This window comes from Ruegeria sp. CF4, from assembly GCF_056537345.1.
This window is the reverse complement of the sequence record NZ_JBQFRJ010000006.1, coordinates 228,870-251,182: the sequence shown is the minus strand read 5'-3', so window position 1 is coordinate 251,182 and position 22,313 is coordinate 228,870. Positions and strand designations below refer to the sequence as shown.

Genomic DNA, 22,313 nt, shown 5'->3' with positions numbered 1-22,313 from the left:
AATGACCCCGAAAATGCAGCTAAAACCGCAACCTGTTCCTACCAACCCATGGCCCGGGATGTGCTCAGAAAGACAGGCATCAAGGACGGCGTTCCAAGCTGTAGATGCTTTTTGAGACGGTCTTGAGAGCCACGAGAAGGTTGAAGAACATGGGAAAGGATGCGCCACAGTGTAAGATGCAGAACAAACTGTCGGTTGCTCAAATTCAGGATCAGATTCTTCAACGCATTTGCGTTGCTCAATATCGTCCGAACGACCAACTGAAGGAGGCGACCTTAGCCAGAGAATTTGGTGTCAGTCGTACACCCGTGCGCGACGCACTGGCACGAATCGCTCATCTCGGGCTGGTCGAAACCCGGAACGGGGTTGGCACGGTCGTTATCGCGTTGTCCGACGAACGCATCCGACATCTCTATGAGGTCCGGCTGGCGCTGGCCTCGGTCGTCGGCGAGCTTTCCCCGGCCACCATTACGCAACAACACTGTGACGAAGCGCGTCTGATCCACCGCAAGGCCATCGCGCTTTGCGAAAACGGCGACGCGCAGAAATTTGTTGCCCTGAACCAGCAGTCGCAGACGCTGATAGGCTCATTGATAGGCAACGCGATACTTCGGGAGCTCTGGAACCAGGCTCATGTTCAAGCATCCAGCGTGTGGCACCGTATGGAGAAAACCGTTGGGCAGGAGGTTTATGACGCCCTCATGATTGAAACCAAGGAGTTGCTCGCTGCGCTGGAGCAAGACGACATAACTGCAATTGGACACATTCAACGCGTCCACATCGGATACGAGTACCGTCTGATCTGCATATACCTGCTCACGCACGAGGTTGAATCGAACGCTTGAAGCAAGCTTTCACAAGAAGTGTTCTGTGGGCCTGATAGACATATCAGACTGACAAGGCATCCCTGCAACGCCAACACAAGGATAGTTATCTGATGAAAATTGGAGTTATCGGCACTGGTACCATCGCAGTAGCAGTCGTCGAAGGAATGGCGGCTGATGGTCATCAGATCACTGTATCCCGCCGCGGTGAAACGCAGTCTGCCGGTTTGGCCCGTAAGTTCTCAAACGTGACGGTCGCAGACAATCAGAACGTGATCGACGCAAGCGACGTCATTTTCTGGGCTTGCTAGCTGAACAGGCTCACCCCGTGCTTGAAGGCCTAAAGTTCCTGCCGGATCAGCAAGTCATTTCACTTATGACCGGCCCTACGCTGGAAGAACTGACGGACATGGTTGCCCCTGCCCGCGCAGTGGCCAACATGATCCCATTTCCGGGGATTGCAGTTGGCGGCTCTCCAATTCTGGTGCTTGGCGATACATCTATTGTGGATGACCTGTTCGGCGCACGAAATTCGGTATTTCAGATGAATAATGTTGCCGAACTGAACGCCTATCTGGCTGCGCAGGCCGTGTTGTCGCCAGCTGTCTTTATGGTTCAAGGCGCAGGTGACTGGCTTGGTCAGCAAGTGCAGGACACCGAACAAGGCGAAGCCTTTCTGCGCACGCTTGTCGGATCAAGCCTGATTTCCGCGCCAAGCTGCCGACAGCTGGTCCAGTCACTGAACACGCCCGGCGGCTACAATCAGCGCCTTCGCATGCATATGGAATCTTCTGGGTTGCTGACAAATCTGAAAGAGGGGTTGTCCGATCTATGAAAGTATACGGGTTGGGTCTTGCTTTATCTGCATGAAGTCAGGGGCTGATCTCTGATTTGCAGCTTAAATCTCAACATCGACTGAAATAAGATGTATACAGCCCACTAAAATCGAACTCAGCTCACGCGGAAGGCTCCGATACTTGATTATTACCGAACGACAGATCGATGCACCTGCCAAGGTCACAGTTGACCAGATTCAGGAGCAAATTCTTGAACGTATCTGCTTTGCGCATTACCGGCCCGGCGATCAGCTGAAAGAAGCCGCGCTCGCTAAGGAGTTCGGCGTCAGCAGAACTCCGGTCCGGGATGCAATTCAGCGTATCGGGCATTTAGGTCTGGTCGAAACACGCAATGGTGTCGGGACAGTTGTCATTGAGCTTTCGGGCAAGCGTATACGCCATCTCTATGAAGTGAGGATGGTGCTGGCCGGTCTGATCGGAGAACTGTCACCAACCTCTATCGAAATCCATCATCAGGAAGAGATCCGGTCGATTCATGAATGCGCCCTGGCGCTGCGGGAACGGCTTGACTCTCAGGAGTTCGTGAAACTTAACCAGCGCCTTCAGGCGTTGATCACATCATTGATCGGCAATTCGACACTGCGCGAGTTCTGGAACCAGGCCTATTTTCAAGCGACCAGTGTTTGGCACCGCATGGAGCAACTGGTAGGGTCTGACGCATATGAAGCACTGACCCGGGAAACATCCGACTTGTTGATGGCGCTGGAACGTAAAGATATCGCGGCAGTCGGATATATACAGAAAATCCATATCGGATATGCTTTCCAATTGATTGAACAACATCTGTTGGGCCAACCGAAATGACATCAGGATACAGCTTCACGATCAATCTTTCGATCCGATGGCCGGTCGCAGGAATTGTGATGTTGTGATCGGAAAATGGCGGAGAAAGCACATACCACATCTCTTGGCATCCTGATCTTTCCGGGATTTCCCATGGCGTGCCTGACCTCGTGCATCGAGCCCCTGCGGGCCGCCAACGAGATTTCAGGGCAGAATGTGTTCCGCTGGACGGTGGTTGCTGAAAAAAATGCGCCTGTGCAGTCCTCTGCCGGAGTAACATTTTCGCCGCATTGCGCTTTGGCTGACGTGAAAGCTTTGGATCATTTGCTGTTTACCGCAAGTCCCAACAGTGTGTTCGAATACCCCTCCAAGGCGAACGCGGCCCTGCAAAGGCTGCTGCGCGACAAGACGCAGCTTGGTGCGATCAGCGGCGGTGTATTTCCTTTGGCCAGAACCCGGTTGACCGGAGATCAGCCCCTATCTGTCCACTGGTGTTATGAGGCCGCCTTTCAGGCCGAGTTTCCCGAGATTCCGATCACAGACACCGTAATTTGTACGGAAGGTGCCTTCACAACCATCTCTGGTGCATCAGCCGTGTTTGACCATATGCTGACGTTGATCGAAGACCACCTAGGCGACGACATCATGGCCGAAGTTGCGTGCTGGTTTCAGCACCCTTTCATCCGCAGCGCCGCCATGTCACAAAAAGTTCCGGCGCTCTCGACCGCCAAGAGTCAGGATTTACTTCCGAAACAGGTGGCACGGGCTATTCAGCACTTTGCAGAACATATCGAAAACCCCATCCAGATCAGTGAAGTGGCCGATGCGGTCGGCCTGTCAGCACGCTCACTTGAGCGCGGGTTCAAAAAGGCGACCGGTCAAAGCCCGCTCAGCTATTACCGCAGGATGCGAATGAACCAGGCGCGGCAGCTGGTTCTGTATACAAACGACCCGATTGCAGAGGTGGCTTATATGGTCGGCTACGCAACCCCCGGCGCGTTCATGCGGCATTATCGAGAGACTTTCGGTGTCACGCCAATCAGCGACCGGCGTGCCAAGAATTCAATGCGGGTCGGCAGCGATGATGTGCTGCCATCAGGCTGACGTCAGGCGATCTATCGGGCCGGCAAGATCATTTTGTCCGCCAAGCTTGGTCGGTTTTTAATCTGGGCAGCATTGATTTGAACAATGAGGAAGAACTCATCCCATCACCCGGCAATCTAAATGTTAATGGGAGCTCAAAACCCTGATGCATTCAAAAGCTCAGCAGAACCGAAATGAAATGCAGAACATAGCTGTGCCGCCCTGATCCTAGGACCGCGGTTCCAAATTACGCTTGAGCAGAAACTGATTCTTGAAATTCTTGAGGCCCAGCATCACCTCGGCATCCACGATATCCTCAACGCCGTGAATGTGCTCTTCCAAAAAGGTCGCAAGATCATCGGGCTCGTCACAGACCAGTTCAACCATCAGATCAAATCGTCCCGTAACCCAGAGAATGTAAACCACGCTGGTCACTTCACCCAGTCGATCCGCGACGGTTTGCGGGGTCGTACCCGGCGCAACCTTCAAGCAGATCATGGCATCCGCCTTATATTCCGAAGCTGTGGGATCGGTGATCGCAACGATCCGAAGCAGGCCAGCCTCTTTCATGGCGTTGACACGATTACGTACTGTGCCCTCGGAAACATCAAGCTTCTGCGCGATCTCTGAAAATGGCATTCGCCCGTCGAGTTCGAGCATCTGAACGATCTCGCTGTTCAATCGCTCTCCGACCGAATGAGTGCCCCGTTGGCGGGACGGCCTGTCCGTTTCTGAGTTTCGCGATAAATTCACGGGGCGTCCTCTTGTTGTATCAGGCCAGCATTGCTTGGATCATAGGGCTGAACCCTCAAAGATTTCAAACCGATTTCCCGTAAACGCGAGGGCTATGCTGTGGATTTCAGGCTTTAACCAGCGCTTCAATCAGCTCCTGATTTTCCTTGCCTGATATGTACATGATCTCTTTCGGTCCGGAAAATCCCTTCTAAACCCTTCAGGAAACAGCTGGTGTCTTCGCGCGGAAGTACCATTCCATCGATGATATCCTGAATGGCGAAATGCCTCTTGCGAACTATTCCTGCAAAAGCTCTCGAATCCCCGAGTCCAACGAGGCGGTGAAACCTGCATCGTTGCCCGGATTGGCGGCACAGTGACCCCAAGGAGAGTCATAGGGACGGAAGTCTGCATACTGCATGTGCTGCGCTTCGATGGCGTTGTCTTCTGGCGGGAAGTACAGATCCTGCTTGCATGGCATCAGGATTGCACGGGCCTTGATCGCACCAAGGGCCGCTTTGAAATCACCATTGTAAAGCGGGCCTGCTGAGATGTCGCCAGCTTGCCAAGTTGCCAGCTTGGCCAAAAGGTTGTTGGCGTCCCAGCCCTCAGCATGATCGATCTCCCAGTCAATCAGAAGGTCTTCGATCGTGTTGAAGCCAAGCTGCTTATACAGACCTTCGCGATAAAACGTCTGGGAAAATGCCCAACCTGCATAGACCCGCCCAAAGGCTTTTAGCCCCGCCGCGGGTGGTTCATCGTAATCGCCTCCGTTCCAGCTTTGATCAGCGCAGAGCGCAGCTTTGACGCCTTCGAGAAATACAAAATTATGAGGCGACGTTTTGGCTGAGGCGCAAAACGGCAGGATCGCCTTGACCATATCGGGATATTGCGCTGCCCATTGGTACGACTGGCACCCGGCCATGGACCAGCCTGCAACCAGCGCGATCTGCTCGATACCAAGATGGTCGTGGATCAAACGATGCTGTGCCGCGATATTGTCCCACATCTGCACCAGTGGAAATCGCGGGCCATCCTGCGGCGCAGGTGTGTTCGAGGGTGAAGATGACCGCCCGTTGCCGAACAGGTTCGGGCTGACAATGAAATGCCGCGCCGGATCCAAGGCTCGGCCCGGGCCGAAGAACCCCTCGTTACGGGAATTGGTGCCGGTATAAAACGTCGGCAGCACGACGACGTTATCCCGCGCGGGCGACAGGGTTCCATAGGTTTGGTAAGCGAGCTTGGCACCCTTCAGTACCTCACCTGACAAAAGTGGGAAGTCGCCGAGTTCGAGCAACTGGAATTCCTGTGCCATGGATACCCCTGCTGTTAATTTGAGAATGGCCCCGAAAACCACCGGGGCCATCCGTGTTTCGGTCAGTAGAGCCTTAGGTATTCCTGCACTTCCCAATCAGTGACAGATTGGTGATACCGCTCCCACTCGTCGTTTTTGTACTCCAGATAGGACTTGCGCATGACCGGACCCATCACGTGTTCGGCCATCTCGTCATGACGCAACGCTTCGATTGCGTTCCACAAGGTGCGCGGCAGGCGGCGAATACCAAGCTCGGTCAGCTCACTGTCAGTCTTGGAATAGAGGTCGAAATCCGTGGGTTTGCCGGGATCGATCTTGTTCTTGATCCCCTGAACCGCACAAGTCAGGTGCATCGCCATAGCCAGATAAACATTCATCGTCATGTCGCAAGCGCGGTTTTCAATGCAGTGGCGGCTTTGCGGCAAGCGGAATTGGGCGGATCGATTGTTGTACCCGAAGGTGATGTTGGTCGGCGCCCATGTGACAGTGCCGCCTTCGAACCCACCCACGCGTGGAACCAAACCGTTATACGAGTTCACAGTCGGGCAGGTAATCGCAGTAATCGCCTCGGCGTGCTGCATCAAGCCTCCGACGGCGTAACGGCTTTCTTCCGACCACTCGCCATCCTCAGTCTTGAAGATGTTTTCGCCGGGGCGGCTTTCATGCTGCATCGACATGTTGATATGTGCGCCTGAGCGCCAGTCACCCACGGTGGGTTTCGGCATGAAGGTTACGAACATACCGTGTTTCTTGGCGACCTCTTTCAACACAATCCGCAAGAACGCCAGCCGGTCGGACATTTCCAGCATGTTGGTATAGTGGAAATCAAGCTCGAACTGAGAATAGGCGCCTTCAGCCACCACGTCATGCAGGTTCCAGCCCAGCCCTTCGATGATGTCGATCATGTCCTTCAGGAACGGCATAGAGTCGACTGAATATTCCACATCATAGCCAAACGCCTGACGACGCGGGCGCAAGCCATCCGCCGGATCGTTGTCGAAGGCTTTCACCGGTTGACCGGCCTCGTCATACTTCATCACGATAAATTCGGGTTCGACTCCGGCATAGCCTACATAGCCATCCTGCGCAGCCTCGTGCATCGCGCGCTTCAGTGCTTGGCGGGGGCAGACATTATAGGGCGCATCTTCCCAGTAGAGGTCCGAAAAGATGATCGCCATCGAGGTGTCCCATGGGCAGATATAGACCGCGTCCAGATCCGGCACCACGACCTGATCACTGTCGGCGGGGCTCAGTTCGGGGACATAGGAAATCGAATGCACCGCGAATTGTGGCCCTTTGCCCAGGCACAGCTCTTCGAAATCGCTCATCGGGACAGGCTTGGTTTTGGGGATGCCATGCAGGTCGATCCAGGCCCCCATCACATATTTGACGCCTGCCTCCTCTAACTGCTTTTTGACGGCGGGGATTTTGGGACGGTTGCGTTCAACCGCGTCCTGAAAGCTTTCGTAGTAGATCTTGCTGTTTGCATTGTCTTTGGGCACTTGGCTTCCTCCTGTTGGGGGGCCGTCAGGTTTCGGAACTCAGAACCTGACGGTCTGGAATTGGGCGGTGTTCTCGCCATGGGGAAAGCGGGTGTCCCGGACGTTGAGAGAGGAACAAGAACACCCGCCTTCAGGCAGCGTCGGACGTTCAGCCCGCCACGAAGTCGTCGGGATCGATGCCCGGAACTTTGGTGATCCCAGCCAGTTGTTTCCAGTTATGCGGATAGGCAGCGTAGAAGATCACACACTTCTCATCTGCTTCGTATGAGATGTGGTTGTCCTTGGGTACGAACAGAACGTCGCCGCGGTTGCAGATATATTCTTCGCCATCGCAGACCAGCCGGAAGGTGCCTTCCAGGCAATAGATGATCTCGTCACAGGTCAGGTCCCATGGCACCTTGATGTTGTTGAGCACATTGATGCCGCCGCACATGGTCTTGCTGAATTCGCTGGTCACCATCGGCTTGATATACGTGTCGCTGTCGCCCATCGCGTTGTAGCGATCCTCGACCAGATCGAATTTGAATAGCTGTGGTTTATCGCCCATGGATCAGGACCCTTCCTTGGCCAGATGTTTCAGAATGGATTCGTTCAGTTCAACCTTGTAGCCGTCCGGGTCTTCGCAGAACGCGATGACGCGAGTGCCGTTCTTCATCGGCCCCGGCGGGCGTGTGATATTCACCCCGGCAGCTGCCAGATCCTCACACGCCTTGTAGACATCCGGGGTTTCGATGCAGATATGGCCCCAGCTATTGCCGTGGTCATACGACTCTTCCTGATCCCAGTTTGCGGTCAGTTCCAGCGTCGGAAATTCCGCCTCGGGGCCATAGCCGATGAACGTGTTCGTGAATTTGCCTTCGTGGTAATCAGTGCGGCGCAGGACCTGCATCCCCAAGATCCCGCAATAGAACTCCAGCGATTTTTCCATATCCATCACCCGCATCATCGTATGAGCAAGGCGGAACCCGCTGCTGATATTATCGGTCACGGTTTTCTCCTCAATTCAGTGGTTTTCGGTGGCGGTCACATCCCGCGCCACCATTTCCTGGAACGCGCGCACGCTGTCCTCCCATGCCGGAGACAGCACGCCGCCTTCATCCGAGATGGATGAGGCCCGTCCCAGCTGCAGCCGTTCGGTCATCTCATGATCTTCTTTGTGCACATCCCACCACAGCTGCTTCAGGCCTTCGATCTCGTCCTGTGTCAGCGCCTGCCCTTCTGTGGTGTAAAGCGCCCGCTTCTGCATCATTGTGCCGGGGCCGGTGGGGATATTCAGATAGACCCCCATCTGGTCCGGAAAATACCGGCCCAGAATGAAGTTCGGATAGAGCGTCAGATAGCGCGAGCTGACACCCAGGCTGCCCGATGTCCCGATCTCTTCCTCCAGATCAACCGCACTGCCCATGCAGTTGCCGTCGACGATCGTATAGTGGTCTTCCAATGGCTGATCCGTGGTCGAGGAATGCACGAACTGGACATGGTAAGGCTCGATGAAATTCTCCATGATGAACTTCCAGTTACAGGCAATCTCGCCGAAATCGAGCGTTCCGATGCATTCCAACTTGTCCCAGTCCATCCCCTCCAAACGGCCCTGAATGGTGGCGGAATACTCGTCAAAATCTGGCGCGTTACCGTCGAGATTGACGAAGATCCAATCTTTCCAGACATGGCTGCGCACGGGGACCAGGCTGTTTCGTTTCTTGTCGAACCCTTCGGCCTGATGATCGTTTGCACCACCGAAATGAGGCGCGGCACGCAGCTGTCCGTCCAGATCATAGGCCCAGGCATGATAAGGGCAGCGGATGAGCTTACCCACATTTTTGGGCGCATCGACCAGGGTCAGACAACGGTGACGGCAAATGTTGTGAAAAGCCCGTATCTCGCCTGCAGTGTTACGGATGAGCAGCAAGGGATGTTCAGCCACCGTGACCGGGACAGCATCCCCTGCAGCACGCAGCTCATGTGCGAACCCGACACAAACCCAGTTGCGTGTAAAGACCGAGGTACATTCGGCCCGCCAGAATTCTGCATCCTTATAGGCCGCAGCGGGCAGGCCACGTTTTGGAGTGGTTTCTTCGAAGAAAGACTCAAGCAACGAATTGATTGGCTTCATCGTTCAAGTTCCTGACATAGGGTTTCGAAATCGACACCACGGCTCTGCGGCCGAGCGTTTTCGTAGTGTCTGCCAGCAGTGAACTGCGAAAAACGCACCTTGTCTATTATTTTTTACGAATGCGTCACGTAAATTTGCATGATTCGCAAAAAATACCCTGAATCCGCTCGACAATTATGACGTTTTCGCAATTTCGCTGAGCAAAACTCAATACAATCGCCAGAATTTTTCGGCCGACCTCTTCGAATCGAGCAGCACATGTTCAACAGGGCTTCGAATACCGAACTCAAGCGGGCTTTGCGCTGCGCGATCCCGGCAAGCCCTACGGGATCACCTTGCGCTGCGCGTGCACCATCAACCGCTCGGCCTTTTGCGTTATTGTATTCAGGATATCCCCTACCGGCGGCATGTCTCTGATCAGACCTATCCCTTCGCCAACAGGTATCGTCGCATGTAAGTTACGCAAAGTGGGTGCGACCACAGGCTCAGGCTGGTTTTCGTCTGAGTTCAAGGCCTGAACCCTATCATCTCCGGTCGCATGCAGGACGACCTTGGCTAAGTCTGAATGAACTTGCCCTTCTTCACTGGCCCAAAGTCGAGCGCCCATGACAACACCATCCGCGCCCATTACCAAAGCGGCTGCCAGCCCGCGGGAATCGGCAATGGCTCCGGCAGCCAACAGCAGGGTGTCATGCGCCTCGCGATACAGGAAATCCGCGACTTCGGGCAACAAGGCAAACGTCGTACGTGCTCCTGATTTCTCCGATGATACGCTACTTTGCGCCACCACTACGTCAGCACCCGCCTCAACGGCCAACGCGGCGCCTTGCAAATCTAGGACCTGACAAATCAACGGGACATTGGCTTGTGCAATCCGGGGTGCAAACGGACGTGGGTCGCTATGAGAAAGGAAAACTGCGCGAGGACGCCGTGCCAGAACCATGTCCAACAGCTCGGGCGATTTTGCCAGATGCGAGGTCGTGAACCCGCAGCCCACCGGCTCATTTCCTGCGGCTTGAAACTGGCGTTCGATCCAGTCCGCATCGCGTTCCCCAGCACCGATCAGCCCCAAGCCACCCGCCCGTGCGACTGCCGCAGCCAATGACCCGTCGGCAAGTCCCGGCGTCGGCGCCAGAACAACGGGACAGGTCAGCCCGAAAAGACGGGTCAATCGGGTATCGATCATGCGCCACCTCACAAAAGATGATCGATTGAAACAGGAACGCCGGAGTGTAGGCGAACACTCCGGCGACATGGATGGTCTGATTGCGGCGTAAATCTGCGTGAATTTGCGCCGCCCAAACAGGATCAGATATCGAGCGTGTGTTCTTTTTCCCATCTTGAGAAGTGAGAGACGAAGGAGTTCCATTCCTGATGTTTCATCTTCAGATATGCTGCCGAGAACTCCTGGCCCATGGCCGCCTTCAACTCTGTATCCTTGTCGTAATCACGCAGCGCATCCAGCATGTTAAGAGGCAGCTTTGGCGCATCGGTGACCGTATGGCCCTCGGCATACATGTCGATGTCATAGCGACGGCCCGGATCAGCCTTCGAGCGGATGCCGGAGAGGCCGGCGGCGATGATCACCGCCTGCAACAGGTAGGGGTTGGTGGCACCATCGGGCAGGCGCAGTTCGAACCGACCGGGGCCAGGGACACGCACCATGTGGGTGCGATTGTTACCGGTCCAGGTCACGGTGTTGGGGGCCCAGGTCGCCCCCGACATGGTCCGCGGCGCGTTGATACGTTTATAGGAGTTCACCGTGGGGTTGGTGATCGCCGCCAGCGCGCTGGCATGTTTCATGATACCGCCGAGGAAATACTTGCCCTGCTCACCCAGACCGACCTCGCCGGTGGGGCCTTCGCCTTCGCCGGCGAACACGTTGGTTTTGGCATCCGCGCCCGGCGCATCCCAGACCGAGATATGGGCGTGGCAGCCGTTGCCGGTCAGCCCCTCCACGGGTTTGGGCATGAAGGTGGCGCGCAAGCCGTGCTTTTCAGCCACCGATTTGGTCATGAACTTGAAGAACGAATGCTTGTCAGCAGTCTTCAGAACATCGTCAAACTCCCAGTTCATTTCGAACTGTCCGTTGGCGTCTTCGTGGTCGTTCTGATACGGGCCCCAGCCCAGTTCCAGCATGTAGTCGCAAATCTCGCGCACCACATCATAGCGGCGCATGACGGCCTGTTGATCGTAACAAGGCTTCTCCGCCGTATCGAACGGGTCACTGATTTGCTCGCCATCCGGGGTCAGCAGGAAGAATTCCGCTTCGATACCCGTTTTGACATGCATGCCTTCTGCAGCGGCCTCGTCAATCAAGCGGCGCAGCACGTTGCGCGGGGCCTGCGCCACGTCCTTGCCCTCCATCACACAGTTTCCGGCCACCCAGGCAACCTCGGGCTTCCAGGGCAACTGAATGACCGAGGACGGATCGGGCACCGCCAACATATCCGGATGCGCCGGGGTCATGTCGAGATACGTGGCGAAGCCAGCAAAGCCCGCACCGTCCTCCTGCATGTCGGCGATGGCCTGTGCGGGCACCAGCTTGGCCCGCTGTCCACCAAACAGATCGGTGAACGAAATCATGAAGTATTTGACGCCTTTTTCTTTGGCGAAAGCAGCCAGATCTATCGTCATGGTCGGCTTCCCTTTCCCTGTTGATATGTCTCAATAGAAGAAAGGCGCCGCCCTTTCGGGCCGCGCCTTGGTCTCATGTGTCGATCAGAACCCTGCCTTGCCCGGGTACCAGTCGGTACCCGCCAGCGGCACACGCGCCATGGCGGCGGCCTCCATGGTCAGGGCACACAGGTCCTCGGGTTCCAGATTGTGCAGGTGATTGTGGCCGCAAGCACGCGCGATGGTCTGCGCCTCAAGCGTTATCACCTTCAGGTAGTTGCGCAGGCGACGCCCAGCCTCGATAGGGTCAAGACGCGCGGCCAGTTCCGGGTCCTGCGTGGTGATGCCCGCCGGGTCCTGCCCTTCGTGCCAGTCATCATACGCGCCGGTGGTGGTGCCGAGTTTCTGGTACTCGCTCTCCCATTTCGGGTCGTTGTCACCCAAAGCGATCAGGGCCGCAGTACCAATAGCCACCGCATCCGCACCCAGAGCCATGGCTTTGGCCACATCGGCACCGGTGCGGATACCGCCCGAGATCACAAGCTGCACTTCACGATGCACGCCCAAGTCCTGCAGGGCCTGAACCGCGGGGCGGATACAGGCCAGCGTGGGAATGCCAACATGTTCGATGAACACATCCTGCGTTGCGGCTGTACCGCCCTGCATCCCGTCCATCACCACCACGTCAGCCCCGGCTTTCACGGCCAGCGCTGTATCGTAATAGGGCCGGGTCGCACCGACTTTCACGTAGATCGGCACCTGCCAGTCGGTGATCTCACGCAGTTCGAGGATCTTGATTTCCAGGTCATCCGGCCCGGTCCAATCCGGGTGGCGACAGGCCGAACGCTGATCGATACCCTTGGGCAACGTGCGCATCTCAGCCACGCGGTCACTGATCTTCTGACCCAGCAGCATACCGCCGCCGCCGGGCTTCGCACCCTGACCGACAACAACCTCAATCGCATCCGCCTTGCGCAGATCGTTCGGGTTCATGCCATAGCGCGACGGCAGGTACTGATAGACCAGCTTGGACGAATGGCCGCGTTCTTCGGGCGTCATACCGCCGTCGCCGGTGGTGGTCGACGTTCCAGCCATCGACGCGCCACGACCCAGAGCTTCCTTCGCCGGACCCGACAGAGCGCCAAAGCTCATGCCCGCAATGGTGACGGGAATGTCCAGTTCGATGGGCTTCTTGGCAAAGCGTGTGCCCAGCGTCACCGAGGTATCGCACCGCTCGCGATACCCTTCCAGTGGATAGCGCGAAACCGAGGCCCCGAGAAACAGCAAGTCGTCAAAATGGGGCACCTTGCGTTTGGCTCCGCCACCGCGAATGTCATAAATGCCGGTCGCCGCGGCCCGCCGGATTTCAGCGTTGATCGGGTTGGTAAACGTCGCCGACTGAATCGGCATGGTGCGGGGGATGGTCTGATCCATATCTTTCATACCCTTCGTCCTCAGTAAGCGGCTGCGTTGTCGACGTCGAAATTATAGAGCTGACGGGCCGAGCCATAGCGCTTGAATTCCTCCGGCTTCGCATCCGTTCCGGCGCGTTCCAGAAGGTCGGCCAGCAGTTCCAGATGTTCGGGCCGCATCTCTTTCTCAATGCAATCCGCGCCAAGACTTTTGACCGAGCCGCGCACAAACAGCCGCGCCTCATACAACGAGTCGCCAAGCGCATCGCCCGCATCGCCGCAGACCACCAGATTGCCTGCCTGTGCCATGAACGCAGACATGTGACCGATATTGCCATGGACGACGATATCGATCCCTTTCATGGAAATCCCGCAGCGCGAGCTGGCATTGCCCTTGATCACCAGCAAACCGCCATGCCCGGTCGCTCCGGCATATTGACTGGCATCGCCTTCGACGATCACGGTGCCCGACATCATGTTTTCGGCAACACCCGGACCCACCGAACCTTCGACCTTGATGGTCGCCTGTTGGTTCATGCCCGCGCAATAATACCCGGTCGAGCCTTTGACGGTAACTTCAATCGGCGCGTCCAGACCCACCGCGATGGCGTGGCTGCCCTTGGGGTTCTGGACTTCCCAACTGGTTTGATTGGTCTCTTTACTCTGCGCCTGAAGGGTCGAGTTCAAACCACGCAGGCCGCTTTCTGCAACATCGTAAGTCTGCATATTAGTGGCTCCAGAAATAAACGGTCGAAGGTTCAGGTTCCCAAACGCGGGCGTCTTCGATACCGGGCAGATTAACCAGCGCGCGGTATTCGCTGCCAAAGGCGACATATTGGTCAGTCTCGGCCATAACGGCCGGTTTACAGGCGATCGGATCACGGACCACGCCGAACCCGTCTTTTGTGCCGACGACGAAAGTGAAGAACCCGTCCAGATCTTCCAGGCTGCTTTCCAACGCCTCACCCAGAGTTGCACCGTTCTGCATCTTCCAGGTCAGGTAAGCTGCACCAACCTCGGTATCATTCATCGATTCAACACGAACGCCTTCGCGCTTAAGCTTGCGGCGCAAGGCATTGTGGTTCGACAGCGACCCATTGTGCACGAGGCATTGATCCGAGCCGGTGTTGAACGGGTGTGCCCCCTCGGTGGTCACGGCAGATTCAGTTGCCATCCGCGTATGGCCGATGCCATGGCTACCGCTCATGGTCGAGACGTTGAACCGCTCCGCCACGTCCTTGGGCAGGCCGACCTCTTTGTAGATTTCAATCGTCGCGCCGTCCGACATTACGCGCAGTCCGGGGCGCAGCTCACGCACGGCCTGACGCGCCTGCTCGACCTTTGTGCTGTCCAATTCCAGAACGGCATGAGTGTCATTCGACCGCAAGGAAACTTTTGTTCCAATCGCGGCCTCAAGATCTGCCGCAAGGGTTCGAAAGTCATCGTCGGGCGAATCCGACTGCACCGTTAGCTTCGCAGCGCCATTCGCCTCGGCGCCATAAATTGCAATACCTGCGCTGTCCGGGCCCCGGTCGGTCATCGTGACCAGCATGTCCGTCAGCATCGAACCCAATTGGGGCGCAAGTGACTGGTCCTTAAGGAATAGTCCGACAATTCCGCACATTAGCTTTTGCCCTCTGAAGTTTTGTCGAATCTGACATTATCAGCCCAACTTCAAGAAAACAACAAGAAGAAATAAATTTTCATGTGGGGAAAATGCGTACGGAAGCTGGCTCGCATGCATTAAACACCCGAGGCGATTGCCACCCCGGTTCAAACAAAAACATGACGTTAAGGATCAACTGGTCTGAGGATATGAGATGATCGACAGATACTTGGCGGGCAACTTCACCAAAATCTCGGGCCCGTGAGGCGCGTCGGCATCAAAGAAAAGAGTATCCCCCGGCTTCAACGCATAGATGCTGTCGCCATGGCGATAATCGACCTCACCTTCCAGCATATACAGCATCTCGATCCCGTCATGCTGGAACGTAGGAAACTTGTCCGACTCCTCGGTCAGCGAAATCAGATAGGGCTCAACCACGACTCCGCTGGCATTGGCCCCCAAATGACCCAAAAGGTTGTACTGATGCCCTGCTCGGGTGCCCGCTCTCTCGGTCTCGACGCCCTCGCCCGCTTTCGTATGCACTGCGTTGCGAGTTTCCTCATAGCGGCGAAAGAACGATGTAATCGGTGTGCTCAGCGCATCTGCAAGGGATTGCAGCGTCGTCAATGAAGGCGAAGTTGCGCCGTTTTCGATTTTGGACAACATACTGATCGACAAACCGGTCAGCGCCGACAATTCGGCAATTGTCGTACCCTGCTGCAATCGCAAAGCCTTGATCTCGCGCCCGATCGCAGTTTCCAGGTTCTTTTCGCTACTGTCCCGAACTTTATGTGGGTCTTGCGAAAAGATCACTTTTTCATCGGTCGTTTCGGCCTGCGCCATTCCGGTCCTCTTGATCTCTTTGGATGTCTAATCCAACCATGACACATGACAACCTGATTTGGGTAGTCGGTCTTGGTGGACAAGTTTTTTTCATCTCAGTGCATTGGTTCCGGATTTCGGTAACGGGATCGTCCCAATCAGGAGCTTTTGCGCACAACGATTGATCCGTCGCAGCGGTGTTTCGGATTTTCTGTGTATGCTTCCTGATTGTTCTGACAGCTGCGACAACCGGCGCCAAGACTACTGACATCCAGCCAAGTACGCCTTGAGAGAACGGATACCGTTCGCAAGGTTCCGGGATAAGCTTCTAAACGGAGAGGTCGTTTTCGGCCTGCCGAGAATATCATCCAGGATCACTCATCAAGTAACTAATATTTATCTATAATAAAAAGTCAGTCATTTATCTTTACGATAACGAGAATCGCAATTACCAACTCCGGCAGCGCGACAGGAGGAGACACCACAGATGTTTGCGGCAGATAAAACGTACAAAGTAGTTCTGGGCGTAATCGGCGCTGATTGCCACGCCGTTGGAAACAAGATCCTGACCAGCCTGCTGACCCGGGCTGGGATAGAAGTCGTCAATCTTGGTGTCATGGTCAGTCAGACAGAGTTCGTCACGGCAGCACTTGCGGAAAATGCGGACGCGATCCTTGTGTCATCGATCTATGGCCATGGTGAGATCGATTGCCAGGGGCTGCGTGAGCGATGTGAAAACGCGGGGATTGGGGAAATTCTGTTGTATGTCGGCGGGAACCTTGTGATCGGCAAGCGGGACTTTGCGACAGTTGCGCAGCGCTTTCAGGACATGGGATATGACCGTGTCTTTCCAGCCTCGGTCAACATCAGCGATGTTGTCGCATTGCTGAAGGACGATATCGATCTGCGCCGCATTCCGAATATCGGCCATAACTCCGGCGCAGTCTCGGTCAGATTTACCGACTGGGCTGCCGTGTAGACGGCCGATGATGACATGACTGACATGCCAGAGATCACGAATACCCGGCTGGCCGATGCCGTTTTTGACGCTGAACGCGAAACCGTTCTTCAATCATGGCACACGGGTTCCGAAGTAAATTTTGAAACCGCGGTTGAGCGTCAGGCTGCACTGCCCGAGGACAAGCAATTCTCGGTGGCACTGGCACAAGCGGACGAAACAGGGAAAACACTGCTGCAGCCGCGCGCTGGTGTGGCGTTGTTGCGGGAACATACAGCGTTGATGGAAGGTCTGTCCCCGTATTGCGATGTGTTGCCCACCACCATCGACGCCTACACGCGCCACAACCGCTATGACGAGGCGCAGGAAGGCATCGATCGGTCCCGCGCTGCCGGAACCTCATTGTTGAATGGGTTTCCGGCTGTAAATCACGGTGTCACCGGGTGCGAAAAACTGGTGGATGCAGTGTCGAAGCCGATCCAGGTGCGTCATGGAACTCCGGATGCGCGGCTGCTGACCGAGGTGACGCTGAGCGCCGGGTTCTCGTCCTACGAGGGCGGCGGTATTTCGTACAACATTCCCTATGCCAAGAATATCCCGCTGGAACAGTCGATCCGCCACTGGCAATATTGCGACCGGCTGGTAGGGCGTTTCGAAGAGCACGGTGTGCGCATCAATCGCGAGCCTTTCGGCCCGTTGACCGGAACGCTTGTACCGCCATTCGTGTCTCATGTCGTCGCAATCATCGAAGGGCTGCTGGCGCTGGAACAGGGCGTGCGCTGTATCACGCTGGGTTACGGTCAGGCCGGCAATCTTGTTCAGGACGTGGCAGCGCTGCGGTCGCTGCGGCGGTTGGGTCATCACTATTTCCAGAACGCGGGTTATGAGGACTACAAGCTGACGACCGTTTTCCATCAGTGGATGGGCGGCTTCCCCGAAGACGAGGCTAAGGCCACAGCGGTAATTTGCTTGGGTGCCTTGGCCGCCAAACAAGCGCGGGCCACTAAGATAATTGTCAAGACTCCGCATGAAGCCAGCGGGATTCCTTCACTCGAGGCAAATCAAGCCGGTCTTAAGGCAACCCGGCAGATGGTGAACATGATCGCGGATCAGAACCGGAACGACGGCAATGAAATCCTCACTGAGGTTGAAGTGATCGAGGCCGAAGTTCACGCCGTCATGCGCGCCGTATTAAAACTGGGAAAGGGTGACATCGCGCGCGGTGCGGTATTGGCCTTTGAAACCGGTGTAATGGATGTGCCCTTCGCTCCGGCCTCGGGTAACGCGGGGAAACTGACGCCAGTGCGCGACAACCATGGGGCATTGAGGATCTTTGAGACCGGGAACGTGCCGCTGCCCAAAGATGTCATGACCTTCCACAAGGATCGGATCGCCGAACGCGCCCGCGCGGAAGGGCGGGACGTATCCTTTGACATGGTGGTCGACGACGTCCGTGCCATATCCGCCAGCAAACTGATTGGTCGCCCTGCGATCACCGCCTAACTCACAGAGTGTAAGATGAAGATCAAGAATGTCGTTTTTGCTCCGGGGCTCGCCTCGTACTATTTTGACGATCAGGCGGCCATCAAACTGGGCGCCAAGCAGGACGGTTTCGTCTATAGCGGTGCGGCCATAACCGAGGGTTTCGCCCGTGTCAGACAATTTGGAGAGAGCGTTTCGATCCTGCTTGAACTGGACAACGGGCAGATTGCCGAAGGCGATTGTGCGGCAGTTCAGTATTCCGGCGCCGCGGGCCGCGATCCCCTGTTTTTGGCCGGGCAGGTCATCCCGTTTCTAAAGCAACATCTGGCCCCTCGGTTGATCGGGCACGACGTCACAAACTTTCGCAAAAGTGCGGCGTATTTCGATAAGCTGACAATCGACGGGCAGCCGCTGCATACGGCGGTCAGATACGGCTTGTCACAAGCTTTGCTGTCGGCCGCGGCTATTGCGAAAGGCAGGATAAAATTTGAAGTTGTCTGCGACGAATGGGGGTTGGAACCGGTTATCGCTCCGTTGAAGCTGTTCGGGCAAAGTGGCGACAACCGCTATGAAGCCGTGGACAAGATGGTGTTGAAACGCGTCGATGCCCTGCCCCATGGCCTGATCAACAACATCCCGCAAAAACTGGGGCAAAACGGCGGCAAACTGGCCGAATATGTCACGTGGCTGTCACGGCGCATCCAGGACCTGCGCAGCGATCCAGGCTATCACCCGGTGCTGCATATTGATGTCTATGGCACAATCGGAATGATCTTCGACAATGACGCTGACAAGATCGCCAGCTATCTGGCCACACTGGAGCGCCGCGCTGCACCGTTCGATCTGTATATCGAAGGGCCAGCGGATGCCGGATCGCAGGAGGGCCAGATCACCCTGCTGGGTGATATTCGTACCGTTCTAAAGACGCTTGGTAGCAATGTTAAAATCGTCGCGGACGAATGGTGCAACACGTTCGAGGACGTTATGCGTTTTGTTGACGCTGGCTGCTGCGACATGGTTCAGATCAAAACGCCGGACCTGGGATCGTTGCACAATACCATCGATGCCGTTCTCTACTGCAAGGCCAATGGTGTTGCGGCCTATCAGGGCGGTACCTGCAACGAGACCGATATCTCAGCCCGTGCCTGCCTGCATGCAGCCATGGCGACCCGGCCCGACCGCGTTCTGGTCAAACCTGGCATGGGTTTTGACGAAGGCATGACAATCGTTGCCAATGAAATGCACCGCACCCTTGCCCTTTTGCAGACGCGAGACGCCGCATGACCGATACCCCATTCAAACCTTACGAAGGCCTGCTGGTTGTTTCATTGGAACAGGCCGTTGCGGCACCTCTTGCATCCTGTCACTTTGCCCAGGGTGGCGCACGCGTGATCAAAATCGAACGAGACACCGGCGATTTTGCCCGAAAATATGATGGAGCGGTCAAAGGTTCGGCCTCGTATTTTGTCTGGGCCAATCACGGCAAGGAAAGCCTGTGTCTGGACATCAAGAACCCTGAGGATGCCGCGCTGCTACACCGGATTCTCGATAAGGCGGATGTGTTCATCCAGAACCTTGCACCGGGCGCGATTGCCCGTGCCGGCTTTGGAGAGGATGTGCTGCGCAAACGCAACCCGCGCCTGATCACCTGTGACATCAGCGGCTATGGCGAGGATGGTCGTTATAGCGACATGAAGGCTTATGACTTTCTGGTGCAATGCGAGAGCGGGCTTGTGTCCGTAAATGGGGCCCCGGGCCATCCGGGCCGTATCGGTGTGTCGGTCTGCGATATCGGTGCAAGCATGAACGCCATTATTGGCATTCAGAAAGCCCTTATTGCGCGCGGCATCAGCGGCGAGGGCAGCGCGGTGAAACTGTCCCTGTTCGATACTGCCGCCGATTGGATGACCGTGCCCTTGATGCACACAGTCTACGCTGGCAATGCGCCGCAACCGGTGGGCCTGCACCATCCCTCGATCGCACCATATGGCGGATTCACTACGGCAGATAACGAAATTCTGGCGATCTCGATCCAAAACGAACGCGAATGGAAACGCCTGTGTGCCGAAGTGATCGAACAGCCTGAACTGGCCACGGACCTCCGGTTCTGCGACGCCGCGCAGCGCGTTGCCAATCGCGCCGCTCTTGATGAAATCGTGGCAAGCTTCTTCTTAGCACATGACCGGGCCGCGCTGGAGGCCAAACTGTTCAATGCGGCTATCGCTTATGGCGCGGTAAACTCGGTCGGAGCCTTTGCCGAGCATCCTCAGCTGCGCCGCACGGCAGTTACTCTGGAAAACGGCGAAGAGGCACATTTGGTTGCCGCGCCGGTGCGCCACAGCTTCGACCCCGAAACCCCGCATTTTGGTCGGGTCCCGGCGCTCGGCGAACATTCCGACATTATTCGGATGGAGTTTGCCGAGCAGGTCCCGGCATGATCCGGTCCTACCTGTTTACCCCTGCGCATCGGGCCGGTTTGGTGGCACGCGCGCATGAACGCGGTGCAGATGCGATCCTGCTGGATCTGGAAGACAGCGTGCCGCGTGACCGCAAACAGGCTGCGCGGGATGGTCTGGCCGACACGGTTTCAACGCTGGTGGCGCAAGATATGCCGGTCATTGTTCGGGTGAATGCCGATCTAGGCGAATGCGTGCGGGATCTTGAAACCGCCATCCTACCCGGGGTCGAGGCTATCATGGTGCCCAAAGTCATAGGAGCGGACCACCTGCGTCTGATCGACGATTACCTCTCCTTGCTGGAACGCCAGAACAAAGTGCAGGACCGTCAGATCGGACTGATTGCGCTTATCGAAACAACCGAGGCATTGTTGCACGCTTCAGTCATCGCACGATCCACGCCGCGATTGAAAGCTCTGGCCTTCGGCACCGAAGACTTCTCGACCGATTCCGGTTGTCTTCCCATCGCCGCCGCCCTGCAGCCTGCCGCACAATCCCTGATCTGGGCTGCAAAGGCAGCAGGTCTTGAAGCAATTGGGCTACCTGCAAGCATCGCCGAAATTGACAATATGGATCTGTTCAGAACCAGCGTCGAGCTTGGACGCAGTATCGGATTTGATGGGGTCATGTGTATTCACCCGCGCCAAGTCGGCGTCGTGAATTCCGTTTTCGCCCCGAATGCTGATGAGATTAACTATGCCACCCGTGTCGTCGAGGCATATGAAACCGCGGTTGGACAGGGTTTAGGGGCAATCATGTTGGACGGAAAAATGATAGACCTCCCAATCGTGGTCCGGGCGCAGGCTATGTTGCAATCCCGGCGTCTTTGAAAAAGTCTCGCATGAAACCAGGCCCTTCCTGATCGACAAAATCCCGAAAGGCACGCGCAGCAGGGCGCAAGGGCTTGTCGCGAAGATGAAGGACAAACCAATCGCGGTATTCCGGCATGCCTTCGACATTCAGAATCCTGAGCTTGTTCGCCATGATTTCCAGCGCAATCGTATGGGCCGATATGAAAGCCAATCCCATATTCGCCATGACCGCCTGTTTGATGTTGGCATTGCTTTCCATTTCCTGCGCTCGGGGCTGCGGCAGCCCTGAATCGGAAAAGAAATGTTCGTGTACCATACGTGTTCCCGACCCTTTCTCGCGCACCAGGAAATTATGGGCAGGCAAATCTGACCGGCGGATGCGGCTGGATCGTACCAGCGGATGGTCCGGATGTCCGATCAGGACATATGGGTGCTTGGCAAACTGGTGTGAGGTCGTTTCCAGCCGCCTCGGTGGGCGCCCCATCAGCGCCAAATCGATCTGACCGTCATCCAGCATCGCGATTACCTCACGACGGTTTGCAATCTTGAACTGCAGATCGCATTCGGGATGCTGCTGTTGAAATTGCGCCAACAGATGCGGCCCGAAATTGCGCGCTGTCGAGACCATGGCGACCCGCACACGGTGATCCAGTTTACCCTGCATAATCTGCACCACATCAACCGCCTCGGACAACGTTTCCGTCATCCGTTCGGCATAGGGCACAAGGGCGGTGGCCACCTCACTGGGAATGACCGAGCGCCCTGACTTTTCGAACAGAGGCGCGCCAAACGCCTCGCTCAAACGGCTCATCTGCATTGATACTGCAGGTGGTGTCAGCGACAACCTCTCAGCTGCGCGCACAAAGCTGCGGGTTTCGATCGCAACCAGAAAAATCTGCAACTGGCGTAAGGTGATCTTTTCAGACGACGGTGACATCGC

23 protein-coding genes are annotated in these 22,313 nt (G+C 56.2%); 10 read left to right on the top strand and 13 right to left on the bottom strand.

The genetic code is table 11. The features are described 5' to 3' along the window. The first annotated feature begins 176 nt into the window (after positions 1 to 176). From ACR0NF_RS14775 to ACR0NF_RS14755, 5 genes are all read left to right on the top strand, one after another. Complete coding sequence (locus ACR0NF_RS14775) at positions 177 to 845, top strand: GntR family transcriptional regulator (protein WP_480667710.1); 669 nt, start codon at positions 177 to 179, stop codon at positions 843 to 845. 92 nt (positions 846 to 937) lie between these two features. After that, positions 938 to 1,135, top strand: a complete 198-nt coding sequence (locus ACR0NF_RS14770; protein ID WP_480667709.1) for an NAD(P)-binding domain-containing protein — start codon at positions 938 to 940, stop codon at positions 1,133 to 1,135. A gap of 65 nt (positions 1,136 to 1,200) precedes the next feature. Next, a complete protein-coding gene (locus tag ACR0NF_RS14765; protein WP_480667708.1) occupies positions 1,201 to 1,659 on the top strand; it encodes a pyrroline-5-carboxylate reductase in 459 nt (152 codons plus the stop codon). Positions 1,660 to 1,801: 142 nt separating this feature from the next. Further along, complete coding sequence (locus ACR0NF_RS14760; RefSeq protein WP_480778493.1) at positions 1,802 to 2,485, top strand: GntR family transcriptional regulator; 684 nt, start codon at positions 1,802 to 1,804, stop codon at positions 2,483 to 2,485. A gap of 75 nt (positions 2,486 to 2,560) precedes the next feature. Further along, complete coding sequence (locus tag ACR0NF_RS14755) at positions 2,561 to 3,568, top strand: GlxA family transcriptional regulator (RefSeq protein WP_480659563.1); 1,008 nt, start codon at positions 2,561 to 2,563, stop codon at positions 3,566 to 3,568. A 207-nt stretch (positions 3,569 to 3,775) separates the two neighbouring features. On the opposite strand, the gene ACR0NF_RS14750 is transcribed toward ACR0NF_RS14755, so the two are convergent. The 12 genes from ACR0NF_RS14750 to ACR0NF_RS14695 all read right to left on the bottom strand — a co-directional run bounded on the left by ACR0NF_RS14750 (position 3,776) and on the right by ACR0NF_RS14695 (position 15,686). Beyond that, entirely contained in the window at positions 3,776 to 4,228 is a 453-nt protein-coding gene (locus ACR0NF_RS14750) for an Lrp/AsnC family transcriptional regulator (RefSeq protein WP_480472081.1), read from the bottom strand. 349 nt (positions 4,229 to 4,577) lie between these two features. Further along, the gene (locus ACR0NF_RS14745; protein ID WP_480472082.1) at positions 4,578 to 5,594 is read right to left on the bottom strand and encodes an alpha/beta fold hydrolase; all 1,017 of its coding nucleotides are present in this window, start codon (positions 5,592 to 5,594) and stop codon (positions 4,578 to 4,580) included. A gap of 62 nt (positions 5,595 to 5,656) precedes the next feature. Then, positions 5,657 to 7,096: a glutamine synthetase family protein gene (locus ACR0NF_RS14740; RefSeq protein WP_480778492.1), complete on the bottom strand. Its 1,440-nt coding sequence runs from the start codon at positions 7,094 to 7,096 to the stop codon at positions 5,657 to 5,659. 148 nt (positions 7,097 to 7,244) lie between these two features. Continuing rightward, complete coding sequence (locus tag ACR0NF_RS14735) at positions 7,245 to 7,643, bottom strand: cupin domain-containing protein (RefSeq protein ID WP_480472084.1); 399 nt, start codon at positions 7,641 to 7,643, stop codon at positions 7,245 to 7,247. 3 nt (positions 7,644 to 7,646) lie between these two features. Continuing rightward, positions 7,647 to 8,084, bottom strand: a complete 438-nt coding sequence (gloA, locus tag ACR0NF_RS14730) for a lactoylglutathione lyase (RefSeq protein WP_480472085.1) — start codon at positions 8,082 to 8,084, stop codon at positions 7,647 to 7,649. 15 nt (positions 8,085 to 8,099) lie between these two features. Next, the gene (locus ACR0NF_RS14725) at positions 8,100 to 9,209 is read right to left on the bottom strand and encodes an aromatic ring-hydroxylating oxygenase subunit alpha (RefSeq protein WP_480472086.1); all 1,110 of its coding nucleotides are present in this window, start codon (positions 9,207 to 9,209) and stop codon (positions 8,100 to 8,102) included. Between the two features lie 322 nt (positions 9,210 to 9,531). After that, positions 9,532 to 10,152 (bottom strand): nitronate monooxygenase, encoded by a 621-nt coding sequence (locus tag ACR0NF_RS14720; RefSeq protein WP_480472087.1) that lies wholly within the window; start codon positions 10,150 to 10,152, stop codon positions 9,532 to 9,534. 365 nt (positions 10,153 to 10,517) lie between these two features. Then, positions 10,518 to 11,846, bottom strand: a complete 1,329-nt coding sequence (gene glnT / locus ACR0NF_RS14715; protein WP_480472088.1) for a type III glutamate--ammonia ligase — start codon at positions 11,844 to 11,846, stop codon at positions 10,518 to 10,520. A gap of 84 nt (positions 11,847 to 11,930) precedes the next feature. Continuing rightward, the gene (locus ACR0NF_RS14710; RefSeq protein WP_480667713.1) at positions 11,931 to 13,259 is read right to left on the bottom strand and encodes an FMN-binding glutamate synthase family protein; all 1,329 of its coding nucleotides are present in this window, start codon (positions 13,257 to 13,259) and stop codon (positions 11,931 to 11,933) included. Positions 13,260 to 13,279: 20 nt separating this feature from the next. Continuing rightward, on the bottom strand, positions 13,280 to 13,963 hold the full coding sequence (locus tag ACR0NF_RS14705) for a protein GlxC (RefSeq protein WP_480472089.1): 684 nt from the start codon (positions 13,961 to 13,963) through the stop codon (positions 13,280 to 13,282). A 1-nt stretch (position 13,964) separates the two neighbouring features. Then, complete coding sequence (locus ACR0NF_RS14700; protein WP_480778491.1) at positions 13,965 to 14,861, bottom strand: class II glutamine amidotransferase; 897 nt, start codon at positions 14,859 to 14,861, stop codon at positions 13,965 to 13,967. Positions 14,862 to 15,035: 174 nt separating this feature from the next. Beyond that, complete coding sequence (locus ACR0NF_RS14695) at positions 15,036 to 15,686, bottom strand: helix-turn-helix domain-containing protein (RefSeq protein WP_480778490.1); 651 nt, start codon at positions 15,684 to 15,686, stop codon at positions 15,036 to 15,038. A 466-nt stretch (positions 15,687 to 16,152) separates the two neighbouring features. Between ACR0NF_RS14695 and glmS the strand changes: the two genes are divergently transcribed. From glmS to ACR0NF_RS14670, 5 genes are read left to right on the top strand one after another with little or no spacing between them, the layout of a single operon-like run. Next, a complete protein-coding gene (gene glmS, locus ACR0NF_RS14690; protein ID WP_480778489.1) occupies positions 16,153 to 16,644 on the top strand; it encodes a methylaspartate mutase subunit S in 492 nt (163 codons plus the stop codon). 15 nt (positions 16,645 to 16,659) lie between these two features. Then, positions 16,660 to 18,126: a methylaspartate mutase subunit E gene (locus tag ACR0NF_RS14685; RefSeq protein ID WP_480472093.1), complete on the top strand. Its 1,467-nt coding sequence runs from the start codon at positions 16,660 to 16,662 to the stop codon at positions 18,124 to 18,126. Positions 18,127 to 18,141: 15 nt separating this feature from the next. Next, the gene (locus ACR0NF_RS14680) at positions 18,142 to 19,389 is read left to right on the top strand and encodes a methylaspartate ammonia-lyase (protein ID WP_480667701.1); all 1,248 of its coding nucleotides are present in this window, start codon (positions 18,142 to 18,144) and stop codon (positions 19,387 to 19,389) included. Beyond that, entirely contained in the window at positions 19,386 to 20,543 is a 1,158-nt protein-coding gene (locus ACR0NF_RS14675; protein ID WP_480472095.1) for a CaiB/BaiF CoA transferase family protein, read from the top strand. The genes ACR0NF_RS14680 and ACR0NF_RS14675 overlap by 4 nt, the downstream gene beginning before the upstream one ends. Further along, a complete protein-coding gene (locus ACR0NF_RS14670; protein ID WP_480778488.1) occupies positions 20,540 to 21,391 on the top strand; it encodes an HpcH/HpaI aldolase/citrate lyase family protein in 852 nt (283 codons plus the stop codon). The genes ACR0NF_RS14675 and ACR0NF_RS14670 overlap by 4 nt, the downstream gene beginning before the upstream one ends. Here ACR0NF_RS14670 and ACR0NF_RS14665 read toward each other — a convergent pair. Continuing rightward, entirely contained in the window at positions 21,366 to 22,310 is a 945-nt protein-coding gene (locus tag ACR0NF_RS14665) for a LysR family transcriptional regulator (RefSeq protein ID WP_480472097.1), read from the bottom strand. The genes ACR0NF_RS14670 and ACR0NF_RS14665 overlap by 26 nt on opposite strands. Positions 22,311 to 22,313: the final 3 nt, after the last annotated feature.

Excerpts from the sequence above, each read along its gene's own strand:
- ACR0NF_RS14775 (WP_480667710.1), top strand. The coding sequence starts at position 177 with ATGCAGAACAAACTGTCGGTTGCTCAAATTCAGGATCAGATTCTTCAA.
- ACR0NF_RS14770 (WP_480667709.1), top strand. The coding sequence starts at position 938 with ATGAAAATTGGAGTTATCGGCACTGGTACCATCGCAGTAGCAGTCGTC.
- ACR0NF_RS14765 (WP_480667708.1), top strand. The coding sequence starts at position 1,201 with ATGACCGGCCCTACGCTGGAAGAACTGACGGACATGGTTGCCCCTGCC.
- ACR0NF_RS14755 (WP_480659563.1), top strand. The coding sequence starts at position 2,561 with ATGGCGGAGAAAGCACATACCACATCTCTTGGCATCCTGATCTTTCCG.
- ACR0NF_RS14745 (WP_480472082.1), bottom strand. The coding sequence starts at position 5,594 with ATGGCACAGGAATTCCAGTTGCTCGAACTCGGCGACTTCCCACTTTTG.
- ACR0NF_RS14735 (WP_480472084.1), bottom strand. The coding sequence starts at position 7,643 with ATGGGCGATAAACCACAGCTATTCAAATTCGATCTGGTCGAGGATCGC.
- ACR0NF_RS14725 (WP_480472086.1), bottom strand. The coding sequence starts at position 9,209 with ATGAAGCCAATCAATTCGTTGCTTGAGTCTTTCTTCGAAGAAACCACT.
- ACR0NF_RS14720 (WP_480472087.1), bottom strand. The coding sequence starts at position 10,152 with ATGGTTCTGGCACGGCGTCCTCGCGCAGTTTTCCTTTCTCATAGCGAC.
- glnT (WP_480472088.1), bottom strand. The coding sequence starts at position 11,846 with ATGACGATAGATCTGGCTGCTTTCGCCAAAGAAAAAGGCGTCAAATAC.
- ACR0NF_RS14710 (WP_480667713.1), bottom strand. The coding sequence starts at position 13,259 with ATGGATCAGACCATCCCCCGCACCATGCCGATTCAGTCGGCGACGTTT.
- ACR0NF_RS14705 (WP_480472089.1), bottom strand. The coding sequence starts at position 13,963 with ATGCAGACTTACGATGTTGCAGAAAGCGGCCTGCGTGGTTTGAACTCG.
- ACR0NF_RS14700 (WP_480778491.1), bottom strand. The coding sequence starts at position 14,861 with ATGTGCGGAATTGTCGGACTATTCCTTAAGGACCAGTCACTTGCGCCC.
- ACR0NF_RS14695 (WP_480778490.1), bottom strand. The coding sequence starts at position 15,686 with ATGGCGCAGGCCGAAACGACCGATGAAAAAGTGATCTTTTCGCAAGAC.
- glmS (WP_480778489.1), top strand. The coding sequence starts at position 16,153 with ATGTTTGCGGCAGATAAAACGTACAAAGTAGTTCTGGGCGTAATCGGC.
- ACR0NF_RS14685 (WP_480472093.1), top strand. The coding sequence starts at position 16,660 with ATGACTGACATGCCAGAGATCACGAATACCCGGCTGGCCGATGCCGTT.
- ACR0NF_RS14680 (WP_480667701.1), top strand. The coding sequence starts at position 18,142 with ATGAAGATCAAGAATGTCGTTTTTGCTCCGGGGCTCGCCTCGTACTAT.
- ACR0NF_RS14675 (WP_480472095.1), top strand. The coding sequence starts at position 19,386 with ATGACCGATACCCCATTCAAACCTTACGAAGGCCTGCTGGTTGTTTCA.
- ACR0NF_RS14670 (WP_480778488.1), top strand. The coding sequence starts at position 20,540 with ATGATCCGGTCCTACCTGTTTACCCCTGCGCATCGGGCCGGTTTGGTG.
- ACR0NF_RS14665 (WP_480472097.1), bottom strand. The coding sequence starts at position 22,310 with ATGTCACCGTCGTCTGAAAAGATCACCTTACGCCAGTTGCAGATTTTT.